The organism is Williamsia sp. Y844 (assembly GCF_056786475.1).
Window position 1 is genome coordinate 780,405 of the sequence record NZ_JBXCJB010000003.1, and the last position, 12,868, is coordinate 793,272.

Sequence of the window (12,868 nt, forward strand, 5' to 3'; positions counted from 1 at the left end):
CTGTCACGAAATCGGATTGTGCACGGTGACGAGTTTGGTGCCATCCGGGAATGTGGCCTCGACCTGGACGTCATGCAGCATCTCGGGGATACCGTCCATGACCTGCGCGCGCGAGAGGACCTCGCGACCCGATGACATCAACTCGGCAACCGAGCGACCGTCGCGGGCACCTTCGAGGATGTGATCGGTGATGACTGCAACCGACTCGGGGTGGTTGAGGAGCAGGCCGCGTCCCTGTCGCCTGCGGGCGAGTTCGGCTGCGTACGAGATCATCAGTCGCTCTTGTTCATGCGGCGACAGACGCACGGTTTCCTCCTCGATGGCACAGCCGACGGACAAGTATGTCCGACACATACTGCCACGCAGACCTTTGGGCGGCGCGGCGAGCATTTCACGAACCGGTTTTCGGGACCGGCGACGCCGGCCGCGAAGGCTATCCGCGCACCGGGATGTCCTCGCCACAACATCGCGAACTCGGGGGTGGCCTTCTTGACGACCGCTGTCAGGCAGGGTCCGGCCATGATTCATGTTCCAGCCCTTCCGGATTCCGGAAGTCGCTGCCAAAGGCGTGTTCGGCGGGTGAGGCCGCCGGGCCCACCGATCAGCGCAGCACGCCACCACTTTGGCGCAGTGCCGCCAGTGCATCGGCCGAACATCGCGGACCGACTGCGAGAACATCGGCTTCGGTGAAAGCACCGGCCGCGAGTCCACGCAGGATCACCAGGGCCAGCGACTGCGCAGTTGCCGGCTCGTCGATGAACTCCGAACTCTGCCGGTCGAAATACGCCTGCAACCGCGTCGTCGCGGGCGGCATCGCCTGGCGGAAGAACGCGAACACCGCGAGCCAACGCGTCACCAGGTGACCGGGGTGCATGTCCCAGCCCTGATAGATGCCGTGTTCAAGTCCACGGGTCACAAGCCGGTGATGCCGACGTAGCGCCGCGTCGACCACCTCGGGTGCGCCCACCGGCGCGATCTGGGTCGAGCCATCGGAAACCCACACGCCCGTCTGCGCCGCCGCCACCAACATGACCGCCTTGGCATGGTCGGCAACAGGATGTTCGAGCGACTGCTGCGCCGAGACGATGCCGCACGCCGCGCTGTAGTCGTAGGTGCCGTAGTGCAATCCGGTCAACCGCTCGCCACCGCGATGGATCGCGTCCGCAATGGTCGCCCGGCCATCGGCACCCAGGACCGCCTGAGGGCTCTCGATCTGCAATTCGAACCGGAGTACCCCCGTCGGCAACCCGTGCGCCCGTTCGAGTTCCTCACAGATCATGAGCACCGCATCGACCTGCGCCGCGTGCCGCAACTTCGGAACGGTGAACACAAAACCGGCCGGAACTCCCCCGGCGCCGTCCAGCACCATCTCCAGCGACCGGAGTCCGCGGGGCCGCTCGGCGACACCTAGGCCCTTGCATCGAACACCGAAAACGCGAGGTGCGGCGTCGCCCGCAACCGCCCAGCGCGCGAGGGTTCGTCCCGCAGCGCGGGCATGTTGGTCCTCGACCTCGTCGGGTCGCCATCCGTAGCCGTCCTCGAGGTCGATCCGCAGATCCTCGATGGGCCGGGTTGCCAGGCGGTCCCGGACAAGGGGCATCACGGCGTGCACATCCAGATCGGCCAGGACCTCCTGCGCACCATCGGCGATCCGAAGCGCTTCGGCGCCCCAGGCCGCCGGGGTGTCGACCTCCACATCCCCGGCACCGACGTAGACGGTATGGGCCGGCTGCTGCTGCAGTAGGCGGTCGCCGGCGAAATCCCGATCCAGTTCGGCATCGACGGCGCCGAGCACCGCATCGATACGTGCCCGTGCCGGTTGCGACATACCGATGTGGGTCGGTCGACTCCCCTCGGTCATGGGTTGCCTCAGCCTTCGGTGATGTTCTGGAGCCGGACACGTCCCTGAGCGATCAGCTTTCCGTTCTCGTCGGAGATGTCGACCTCCCACAACTGCTGGCGCCGGCCCCGGTGGATGGGCTTCGACTTCGCGGTCATCGCCCCGGTTGTCACCGCACGCAAGAAGTCCGTGCTGTTGTTGACGCCCACCACATGACCCTGCGCGGAGACGTTGGCGTTCAACCACACCTGGCCAGACATGCTCGCCACCGATTCGATCACCGAGCAATAGACACCGCCGTGGACGATGCCGAACGGCTGCAGGAGCTTGTCGGTGATCGTGAACTCCGCCGAAACCCCGTCGGCGTTCGCCTCGACGTAGTGGACTCCCAGTTCGGCGTCGAACCCTCGGGCCGTCCAGGTGGTCGGATCGAACGAGCTCGGATCGGTTGTATCTGTCACGGAACAGATCTCCTCTACGACGGGCCGCGCTTCGAGAACGCAGCGATGCACCCTCGAGTTTGTCAAAGTTTCGCCGCGACCGCCCCAGAGGGTTCGCCGCCTCGATTCCGATGCTCAACGGCTGTCCCGGAAAACACAGCAGGCCCCACCTTGTCGGTGGGGCCTGCTGTGGCGTGGACCGGGGGTCTCTGCAGCCCTCAGGACACTCGCGCGGTCCTCGTAAATAAGAATGTAGGCTAGCCTTACCAATGTGTCAAGCGTCTCGGGAGAAAAATTATGGTGATGGGCGTTGAGCTGTTTGATGAGAAGAAAAGTAAAGTGAGAAGAATGAACGGGTTGGGTGAACTCGAGCGAGTCATCATGGACAATTTGTGGTCGTCGGACGAGCCGCAAACGGTGCGACAGGTACACGCGGCGCTCTCCGCCGATCGCGAGCTGGCCTACACCACGGTGATGACGGTGCTGCAGCGACTGGCGAAGAAGCATCTGGTCACACAGCTCCGCGACGACCGCGCGCACCGCTACTCCGCGACGCATCCTCGGGAGCACCTCGTGGCCAGCCTGATGGTCGACGCGCTCAGTGAAGCCGACGAAGCAGGTTCACGTCAGGCCGCGCTTGTATCCTTTGTGGGACGAGTCGGCGCAGACGAGGCAGATGCATTGCGACGCGCCCTCGACGAATTGGAATCGGCACGTGGAACCAACCGCGAGCCTCACTGACCAGTAGGAACGCCTTGTTGTGAACGCGTTAGTGTTCGGGATCGTCGCTGTGATCCTGGTGTGGCCGGCTCCGAGCTGGCTCGCCGCTGCCCAGTGGCCTCTTCGTGCACCGCGCGCTGCCATGGCTTTGTGGCAGTCGATCGCGCTCGCGGCCGTGCTGTCCGCGTTCAGTTGCGGTCTGGCCATTGCCTCCAACATGCTGACCCTCGATAAACAGGGTCGGCCCATCGCCAACCCGATCGAAGAAGTGGCGAGTCTGGGCATCGTTCTCTGGACCATCTATGTCACGGTTTTCCTGCTCACCCTCCTCGTCGGCGCACGCCTGATCTACAGCCTCATCCGCGTTTCGATGCGCACTCGCGCCCGCCGGTCCGCCCATCGCCAGCTGATCGATCTGCTCGACCGGATGGATCGGTCCGCACCCGACAGTCCGCTGAGCGCTCGCGACGTCCGCATGCTCGAGGTCGATCAACCGATGGCCTATTGCCTGCCCGGCCTCCGACAGCGTGTTGTCCTCAGCGAGGGCACGGTCGCACGTCTGACCCGCGACGAACTCGAAGCCGTGATCAGTCACGAACGTGCACATCTGCGCGCCCGCCACGACCTGATCCTCGAAGCGTTCATCGCCGTCCACGACGCCTTCCCGCGTTTTGTCCGTAGCCGGTCGGCCCTCGGTGCGGTCCAACTTCTGGTCGAACTGCTCGCGGACGACTCCGCCGTCCGAACCACCGGTCGCAAACAGCTCGGCCGGGCCCTGGTGGCCTGTGCAGATTCGGTCGCGCCCAGCGGCGCCATGGCAATCGGCGGTCCGACCACACTCACACGGGTCAAACGCCTCTCCGACACCCGCCCGACGATGTTGATCTCAGTCGTTGCGTACGTCGTGGCGGCTGCGATTCTGGTCCTGCCCACCCTCGCCGTCGCGATCCCCTGGCTCAACGAACTACGCCGCCTCATCGAGAGCTGACACACCACACAAGTGGGCGAATGCGGTGGAAATGCGGTGATCCGGACACTGCCGGGACCTCCGACCTTCGCCATCGATTCCTTCGTCATATGGTGTAGCAATGACTGATTCAGCTGCTCGCGCCCAAATCGGGGTCACAGGCCTTGCGGTGATGGGTTCCAACATCGCCCGCAACTTCGCCCGTCACGGTCATACCGTGGCTCTTCACAACCGCAGCATCGCGAAAACCGATGCCCTCGTCGAGAAGTACGGCACCGAGGGTGATTTCGTTCGCACCGAGACGATGGCCGAGTTCGTCGGTGCGCTGCAGAAACCGCGGCGCGTGCTGATCATGGTCAAGGCCGGCGACCCCACCGATGCTGTGATCGAAGAGCTTGCGGGCCTGATGGAAAAGGGCGACATCATCATCGATGGTGGAAACTCGCTCTACACCGACACGATTCGCCGCGAAGCCGCCATGTCAGCACGTGGCCTGAACTTCGTCGGAGCCGGCATCTCGGGCGGTGAAGAAGGCGCACTCAACGGTCCCTCGATCATGCCCGGCGGCCCCGTCGAGTCGTACAAGTCACTCGGACCGCTCCTCGAGTCGATCTCCGCGCACGTCGACGGCGAGCCCTGCTGCACCCACATCGGCCCGGACGGGTCCGGCCACTTCGTGAAGATGGTCCACAACGGCATCGAATACGCCGACATGCAGCTCATCGGCGAGGCGTACGACCTCATGCGCAAAGCACTCGACATGCCGGTCAGCGAAATCGCCGACGTATTCCGCGAGTGGAACTCGGGCGACCTCGACAGCTACCTCGTCGAGATCACTGCAGAGGTACTCAGCCAGGTCGACGCCGAGACCGGCAAGCCGCTCGTCGATGTCATCGTCGATGCCGCAGGCCAGAAGGGCACCGGCCGTTGGACCGTGAAATCCGCGCTCGATCTGGGTATCCCGACCACCGGCATCGCCGAGGCCGTCTTCGCCCGCGCGCTGTCGAGCGCCACCGACCAGCGCAAGCAGGCCCAAGGACTGGCGTCGGGCACCCTCTCGGCCGCCCCGACCGACAAAAAGGCATTCGTCGACGCCATCAACCGCGCGCTGTACGCCTCCAAGGTCGTCGCCTACGCCCAGGGCTTCGACCAGATCAAAGCAGGCAGCAACGAATACGGCTGGAACGTCCACCCCGGCGACCTGGCCACCATCTGGCGGGGCGGCTGCATCATCCGGGCCAAGTTCCTCAATCGCATCCGCGAGGCCTACGCCGAGAACCCCGAACTCCCGAGCCTGCTGCTGGCGCCGTACTTCCGCGAAGCGGTCGAGAACGCCGTCGACAGCTGGCGCGAGGTGGTTGCCACCGCGACCACCATGGGCATCCCGGTCCCGGCCTTCTCATCGTCGCTGTCGTACTACGACGCGCTGCGCGCCGAGCGGCTGCCCGCTGCCCTGACACAGGGACTGCGTGACTTCTTCGGTGCGCACACCTACCAGCGTGTCGACAAAGAGGGCGCATTCCACACCCTCTGGAGCGAAGGCCGCACCGAGATCCAGGCCTGATCTCACCTGGCCTGAGCCAAACGAGCCGGAAATACGAAGACGAGCCACAAATATGTGGCTCGTCTTCGTACAGGTGGCTCGTTTGCGGTGGTAGCGCCTGATCTTGCGTAAAGTCGATATACGTGCGATTCCTCGATGATCATCTCCCGAGCCACGACCTGACGTACGACGACGTGTTCCTGGTGCCCGGTCGCTCCGACATCGCCTCGCGTTTCGACGTCGACCTTTCTTCCGTCGATGGTTCCGGCACCACCATCCCGCTGGTTGTCGCCAATATGACGGCTGTGGCCGGACGCCGGATGGCCGAGACCGTCGCCCGCCGAGGTGGCCTGGTGGTGCTGCCACAGGATCTGCCCATCACCGCGGCCGCCGACATGATCTCCTTTGTCAAAGGGCGCCACCTCGTCGCGGACACCCCGGTTGTTCTGGGCGCCGATGCTGCCATCTCCGATGCGGTGGCACTGCTGCCCAAGCGCGCCCACGGCGCCGTGGTGGTACTCGGCGCCGACGCCGCGACCCCGATCGGCGTGGTCACCGAGGCATCCTGTGCCGACGTCGACCGTTTCGCTCGCCTGACCGAGGTCCTCGACCCCAACTTCTTGTCCGCGCTGGTGGGCACGCCGCCCCGTGAACTGTTCGAACTGCTCGATGGCACGCATTCCGACCTGGTGGTACTCACCGAGGCAGACGGTTCGCTGGCGGGCATTCTGACGCGTATCGGAGCCGTACGCGCCGGTATCTACGAGCCGAACCTAGACGCTTACGGTCGCCTACGGGTTGCCGCCGCGGTCGGCGTCAACGGCGACGCCCGCGGCAAGGCGATCTCGCTGGTGCAGGCCGGCGCCGATCTCATCGTCGTCGACACCGCACACGGCCATCAGGAGAAGATGCTCGCCGTGCTCGAACAAATCGCGGACGCCAACCTCGGAGTACCCATCTGCGCGGGCAACGTGGTGACGGCGCAAGGCACCCGCGACCTGATCTCCGCAGGTGCGGACATCGTCAAGGTCGGGGTCGGTCCCGGCGCGATGTGCACCACCCGCATGATGACCGGCGTCGGCCGACCGCAGTTCTCGGCGGTCGCCGAATGTGCCGCTGCTGCAAGAGAATCCGGTGCCCACGTGTGGGCTGACGGTGGTGTTCGGCATCCGCGGGATGTGGCGTTGGCGGTGGCCGCCGGAGCATCGAATGCGATGGTCGGCTCATGGTTTGCCGGAACCCACGAGAGCCCTGGCGAATTGAAGTTGGATCAGACCGGACTGCCGTACAAGGAGAGCTTCGGCATGGCGTCCAAGCGTGCGGTCGCCGCGCGCACCGCGATCAACAGTTCCTTCGACCGCGCCCGCAAGGCGTTGTTCGACGAAGGGATCTCCACTTCGCGAATCGCGCTGGACCCCGAACGGCCTGGCGTCGAGGACCTGATCGACCACATCTGCTCAGGCATCCGGTCGACGGCAACCTATGTGGGCGCACGCTCACTCGAGGAACTGCACGAGAAAGCGATCCTTGGTGTTCAGTCCCCGGCGGGCTTCGCAGAAGGACGGCCCCTACCCGCGGGCTGGTGACCCGATAGGATCGAATCGACATCCCAGGCGATCGTTACTCGCCTGATCCCCCTGAGTTTGGAGGCTGGATTGGTGCCCATGGCACCTCGAGGCGTCACCCACAGCGGTGATCGCTGATGCAAGCGCTGATCCTGATAGGCAGTCTGCTCGGCTTCATCGCCCTCACCCTTGGCACCGCGCTGTTCGTCGCGGCTGAGTTCTCGCTCACGGCGCTCGAGCGGTCCACGGTCGAGAACGACGTCCGGACCAGGGGCGACCTTCGTTCCCGGCAGGTCAGCCGGGCACACAAAACGCTGTCGTTCCAACTCTCGGGTGCTCAACTCGGTATCACCATCACGACCCTGATCACCGGCTACATCGCCGAACCGGTTCTCGCGCAACTCTTCGAGCCGCTGTTCGAACTGATCGGAATCCCCGACAGCGCGGCGGCGGCGACCTCACTGATCCTGGCGCTGCTCATCGCGACGTCACTGTCGATGGTGCTGGGTGAGCTCATCCCCAAAAACCTGGCGATCTCCAAGCCGCTGCCCACCGCACGCGCCACCGCCGGGCCGATGAGCTTGTTCTCGTCGACGTTCCGGTGGTTGATCAACACCCTCAACGGCACCGCCAACACGTTGGTCCGCCGGTTGGGCGTCGAGCCCGCGGAGGAATTGCGGTCGGCACGATCACCGCAGGAGCTCGGATCGCTGGTTCGCAATTCGGCTCGTCAGGGTGCACTCGACCCCGGTACCGCAGCCCTGGTCGATCGATCGCTGCAGTTCGGCACCCTCACCGCGGAAGACCTGATGACACCACGTGTCACCGTCGAGACACTCGACATCCACGACACCGTTCGCGATCTGATCCTTGCGTCGTCACGGACAGGCTACTCCCGCTTCCCGGTTCTCGACGGCGGCGACCTCGACAACATCAGCGGCGTCGTCCACGTCAAACAGGCGTTCACCGTGCCGATGTCCCAGCGCAGCACCACCGAATTGCACACGCTGGCCCGCGCGGTCTCCGTTGTCCCGGCGAGTCTCGACGGAGACTCGCTCATGGATCAGATCCGTGCCGACGGCCTCCAGGTCGTCGTCGTCGTCGACGAGTACGGCGGGACGGCCGGCATCGTCACCACCGAGGACCTCATCGAGGAGATCGTCGGTGACGTCACCGACGAACACGACGACGAAGAGGCCGACGTCCAGCGACACGGCGACGGGTATCTCCTCAACGGTTTGCTCCGCATCGACGAACTCGTCGACGCGATCGGCTATCGCGCCCCCGAGGGCCAGTACGACACCCTCGGCGGCCTGTTGATGTTCGAGCTCGGCCGGATCGCGCGCGAAGGCGACATCGTCGACCTCCCGGTCCGCTCGACCGGAACCGACGATGACGACGACTCCTCCGAGCACGAACCCGAACAGCGCTGGCGTGCCCGCGTGGTGCGGATGGACGGTCGCCGCATCGACACCGTGGCCGTCACCCCGCACCCGGAATCCGATGAACCGGAGACGACCGATGAATGATCTGTGGGGCGTCCTGCTCACCGTGTTGTTGCTGGCAGGCAACGCCTTCTTCGTCGGCGCGGAGTTCTCGTTGATCTCAGCGCGGCGTGACCGTCTCGAGGCCCTGGAGGAACAGGGTAAACGTCGTGCCCGCACGGTGATCGAAGCCGGCGAGCACCTTTCGCTGATGCTCGCCGCGGCGCAATTGGGCATCACCATCTGCTCGATCTTGCTCGGCCGGATCGGCGAGCCCGCGATTGCGCACCTGATCGAGAAGCCGATGGAGCTCGTCCACGTCCCGGACGAACTCCTGCACCCGATCTCGTTCACCCTGGCGCTGGCGCTGGTCGTTGTCCTGCACATCCTCCTCGGCGAGATGGTCCCGAAGAACCTCGCACTGGCAGGTCCCGAGCGATCGGCAATGCTCCTGGTCCCCGCACATCTCATGTTCATCAAGCTCGCCCGGCCCTTGATCGCGTTCTACAACTGGCTGGCCAACCTGTCGCTGCGCCTGATGCGGGTCGAGCCGAAGGACGAACTCGACTCCACCGTCTCGGCGAATGAACTGGCGCAGATGCTCGGCGAATCCCGCCGTGAAGGTCTGATCGACGAAGAGGAACACGCCCGGCTCACCCGTGCACTCCAGACATCGGGCCGCACCGTACTGGAGGTCGCGATCCCGCTCACCGAGCTTCGCAGCGTGCAGGTCACCGCAGATCCGAAAACCGGTCGCGTCGGACCAACCCTCGGTTCGATCGAGCAGGCCGTCATCGACACCGGGTTCAGCCGGTACCCGGTCCGCGGGACCGACGGCACCTACACCGGATATCTGCATCTGAAGGACGTGCTCGACGAGATCCTCGACGAGTCCGTCGGCCCCGACAGCATCATCGGTGTCGACAAGATCCATCCGTTGCCGGTTCTGGCCGACAAGACCGCCCTCGACGAGGCCACCAACGCCATGCGCCGCACGAGCTCGCATCTGGCCGCGGTTGTCGACGACAACGGCCGCACGGTCGCGGTGGTTGCGCTCGAAGACCTCGTCGAGGAGTTCGTCGGAACGGTGCGCGACGAAACGCACCGGGTATGACATCCCCTGGAGTGCTCGTGGATCGACTCCTCGAGCCGCAATGGCAAGCCACCTCCGCCGAGCACCGCCGCCGGATCGATGATCTCCTGCGGAGCCATCCACCCCGGTACACCGACCCCGACGCCGGCGATGTTGTGCATCCGGTGTGGGGTTTCATGTTCACGTACTACAGCTTCCGGCCTGCGCAGCTACGTCGTTGGCACCCCGGTTATGGGATCGGACTGGACGGCCGGACCTCGCGGCGATACCTCGATTACCGGGGTTACGGCCGAAGTGGAGACCTCGTCACCGTCGGCCGCGACTTCCTCGAGAAACGTCGCGAGACGCTCGAGTACATCGTCGATCTGCTCTCGGCCACCGCCGACCGGACGCCTCGCCTGAACTGCTTCGGCATGCACGAGTGGGCGATGGTCTATCAGGCGTCACCCGAACAGATCCGACATGCCGGGGTTCCGCTGCGGTTGAGCCCTGCCGAGACCGATGACGTGGTCCGGTCGCAGCCGCCTCGCTGCACCCACTTCGATGCCTTCCGGTTCTTCACCCCGCCTGCAAGGCCGCTGAACCTCACAGTGTTAAATCGTCATACACAGCCCGAGTTCGAACAACCAGGCTGCCTGCACGCCGGCATGGACCTCTACAAGTGGTCGTACAAACTGGCACCTCTGCTCCCGTCGGAAATCGTCGCCGACGCATTCGACTTATCGCTGCAGCATCGTGAGATCGACATGCGGGCAAGCCCGTACGACCTTTCAGAGTTCGGCATGGCGCCGATTCCGATCGAGGAACCGGCGGGACGCGCGGAGTACGTCCGGGTGCAGTCTGAGCTCGCGCGTCGGGCCCAGGGACTACGCGCCGATCTGATCGAGCGGTGCCGCAGCCTGACCGGGCGGCCCAGTCACAACTGATCTGCGGGGCAGATGATTCTCCCCGCCTCGATCCACTACTTACCAACGAGTAACATATGCGGCATCAGTGCCCTTGATCGAAAGAGAGTGAGGCCGGTTATGGCTCAGCGCATCACCGTCGACGGCGGCTTGCAGGTTGCATCGGTTCTGTACGACTTCATCAACAACGAGGCGCTGCCAGGCACCGGAGTAGATCCGGATGCGTTCTGGTCGGGCGCAGCGGCAGTGATCAACGACCTCAGCCCGCGCAACGCCGAACTCTTGGCGATCCGCGACGACCTCCAGACCAAGATCGATCAGTGGCACCGCGATAACAAGGCGGCCACCCCGGCCGACTTCGACTTCGCCGCATACAAGGCATTCCTGACCGACATCGGTTACCTCACAACGGTTCCCGCCGATTTCCAGATCACCACCACCGGCGTCGACACCGAGATCACCTCGACCGCCGGACCTCAGCTCGTTGTCCCGATCCTCAACGCCCGGTTTGCGCTGAACGCATCCAACGCACGTTGGGGTTCGCTCTACGACGCCCTGTATGGCACGGACGCCATCTCCGAGGCCGATGGCGCGGAGAAGGGCAGCTCGTACAACAAGGTCCGTGGCGACAAGGTCATCGCGTTTGCCAAGAACTTCCTCGACGAGGCCGTGCCGCTGGAAAACGGCAAGCACGCCGACGCCACCTCGTACGTCGTCGACGGGGAGACTGTCGTGGTCACCCTCGCAGGCGGTACGACCACCGGATTCGCCGACCAGTCGGCGTTTGTCGGTTACACCGGCGACAAAGAGAAGCCGTCCGGAATCTTGCTGCGCCACAACGGCCTACACCTGGAGATCCAGATCGACGCCGACTCCCCGATCGGCTCGACCGATGCTGCCGGCGTCAAGGACGTGCTGGTCGAATCGGCCATCACCACCATCATGGACTTCGAGGATTCGGTTGCCGCAGTCGACGCCGACGACAAGGTGACCGGCTACCGCAACTGGCTCGGCCTCAACAAGGGCGACCTGTCCGAAGCGGTCACCAAGGGCGGCAAGACGTTCAACCGCGTCCTCAACCAGGATCGCGCGTACACCGCGCCCGACGGTTCCGGCCTTCTCCTGCACGGACGGTCACTGTTGTTCGTGCGCAACGTCGGTCACCTGATGACCAACGATGCCGTCATCACCGCCGACGGTTCCGAGGTTCCCGAAGGCATTCTCGACGCCCTGTTCACCGGACTCATCGGCACCCATGGCATGCAGACCCACCCACTGCAGAACTCGCGGACCGGGTCGATCTACATCGTCAAGCCCAAGATGCACGGCCCCGATGAGGTCGCGTTCACGGTCGAACTCTTCGGCCGCGTCGAAGAGGTTCTCGGCCTGCCCACCGGCACACTGAAGGTCGGCATCATGGACGAAGAGCGTCGCACCACCGTGAACCTGAAGGCCTGCATCAAGGCCGCCTCCGACCGCGTGGTCTTCATCAACACCGGATTCCTCGACCGCACCGGCGACGAGATCCACACCTCGATGGAAGCCGGCGCCGTGGTGCGCAAGGCAGAGATGAAGTCGCAGAAGTGGATCAAGGCCTACGAGGACTTCAACGTCGACACCGGTCTGCATGCAGGTCTGCAACACAAGGCGCAGATCGGCAAAGGCATGTGGGCCATGCCCGATCTGATGGCCGACATGCTCGAACAGAAGATCGGTCATCCGAAGGCCGGGGCCAACACCGCATGGGTGCCGTCCCCGACCGCAGCCACCCTGCACGCGTTGCACTACCACCAGGTCGATGTGTTCAAGCGTCAGAACGAGCTCGCCAAGCGTGATCCGGCGTCGGTGGACGACATCCTGACGATCCCGCTCGCCCCGAACACCAACTGGTCGGACGAAGAGAAGCTCGAAGAGCTCGACAACAACTGCCAGTCGATCCTGGGCTACGTCGTCCGCTGGATCGATGCCGGTGTCGGTTGCTCGAAGGTCCCGGACATCCACGACATCGCGCTGATGGAAGACCGCGCGACACTGCGGATCTCCAGCCAGCTACTGGCGAACTGGCTGCACCACGGCATCGTCACCGAGTCCGATGTTGTCGCCGCGCTCGAGCGGATGGCACCGGTGGTCGATCAGCAGAACGCCGGGGATCCGACGTACCGGCCGATGGCTCCGGATTTCGCCTCGAACATCGCGTTCGGTGCCGCCAAAGAGCTCATCCTCGAAGGCGGCTCGCAGCCGAACGGCTACACCGAGCCGATCCTGCATCGCCGTCGCCGCGAGTTCAAGGCTGCCGGCGCCTGACGGTTCG

11 protein-coding genes are annotated in these 12,868 nt (G+C 64.6%); 8 read left to right on the plus strand and 3 right to left on the minus strand.

Annotation, left to right across the window (positions count from 1 at the left end; translation table 11 throughout):
• Positions 1–3: 3 nt before the first annotated feature.
• From AC1TQG_RS20475 to AC1TQG_RS20485, 3 genes are all read right to left on the minus strand, one after another.
• The gene (locus AC1TQG_RS20475) at positions 4–306 is read right to left on the minus strand and encodes an urease subunit gamma (protein WP_482139662.1); all 303 of its coding nucleotides are present in this window, start codon (positions 304–306) and stop codon (positions 4–6) included.
• A 295-nt stretch (positions 307–601) separates the two neighbouring features.
• Entirely contained in the window at positions 602–1,861 is a 1,260-nt protein-coding gene (locus AC1TQG_RS20480; RefSeq protein ID WP_482139663.1) for a DUF6986 family protein, read from the minus strand.
• An 8-nt stretch (positions 1,862–1,869) separates the two neighbouring features.
• Positions 1,870–2,301 carry a PaaI family thioesterase gene (locus AC1TQG_RS20485; protein ID WP_482139664.1) on the minus strand — a complete coding sequence of 144 codons (432 nt, stop codon included), beginning with the start codon at positions 2,299–2,301 and terminating at the stop codon, positions 1,870–1,872.
• 318 nt (positions 2,302–2,619) lie between these two features.
• On the opposite strand from AC1TQG_RS20485, the gene AC1TQG_RS20490 reads away from it, so the two are divergent.
• The 8 genes from AC1TQG_RS20490 to AC1TQG_RS20525 all read left to right on the plus strand — a co-directional run bounded on the left by AC1TQG_RS20490 (position 2,620) and on the right by AC1TQG_RS20525 (position 12,861).
• A complete protein-coding gene (locus AC1TQG_RS20490; RefSeq protein WP_482139949.1) occupies positions 2,620–3,021 on the plus strand; it encodes a BlaI/MecI/CopY family transcriptional regulator in 402 nt (133 codons plus the stop codon).
• A gap of 19 nt (positions 3,022–3,040) precedes the next feature.
• Positions 3,041–3,988: a M56 family metallopeptidase gene (locus tag AC1TQG_RS20495; protein WP_482139665.1), complete on the plus strand. Its 948-nt coding sequence runs from the start codon at positions 3,041–3,043 to the stop codon at positions 3,986–3,988.
• Positions 3,989–4,088: 100 nt separating this feature from the next.
• Entirely contained in the window at positions 4,089–5,531 is a 1,443-nt protein-coding gene (gene gndA, locus AC1TQG_RS20500) for an NADP-dependent phosphogluconate dehydrogenase (RefSeq protein WP_482139666.1), read from the plus strand.
• Positions 5,532–5,653: 122 nt separating this feature from the next.
• Entirely contained in the window at positions 5,654–7,096 is a 1,443-nt protein-coding gene (guaB1, locus tag AC1TQG_RS20505) for a GMP reductase (RefSeq protein ID WP_482139667.1), read from the plus strand.
• 116 nt (positions 7,097–7,212) lie between these two features.
• The gene (locus AC1TQG_RS20510) at positions 7,213–8,604 is read left to right on the plus strand and encodes a hemolysin family protein (protein WP_482139668.1); all 1,392 of its coding nucleotides are present in this window, start codon (positions 7,213–7,215) and stop codon (positions 8,602–8,604) included.
• Positions 8,597–9,673 carry a hemolysin family protein gene (locus tag AC1TQG_RS20515; RefSeq protein ID WP_482139669.1) on the plus strand — a complete coding sequence of 359 codons (1,077 nt, stop codon included), beginning with the start codon at positions 8,597–8,599 and terminating at the stop codon, positions 9,671–9,673. Before AC1TQG_RS20510 ends, AC1TQG_RS20515 begins: the two co-directional genes overlap by 8 nt.
• Positions 9,670–10,578, plus strand: a complete 909-nt coding sequence (locus AC1TQG_RS20520; RefSeq protein ID WP_482139670.1) for a 3-methyladenine DNA glycosylase — start codon at positions 9,670–9,672, stop codon at positions 10,576–10,578. Before AC1TQG_RS20515 ends, AC1TQG_RS20520 begins: the two co-directional genes overlap by 4 nt.
• A 99-nt stretch (positions 10,579–10,677) precedes the next feature.
• Positions 10,678–12,861 carry a malate synthase G gene (locus AC1TQG_RS20525; protein WP_482139671.1) on the plus strand — a complete coding sequence of 728 codons (2,184 nt, stop codon included), beginning with the start codon at positions 10,678–10,680 and terminating at the stop codon, positions 12,859–12,861.
• The last annotated feature ends 7 nt before the right edge of the window (positions 12,862–12,868 follow it).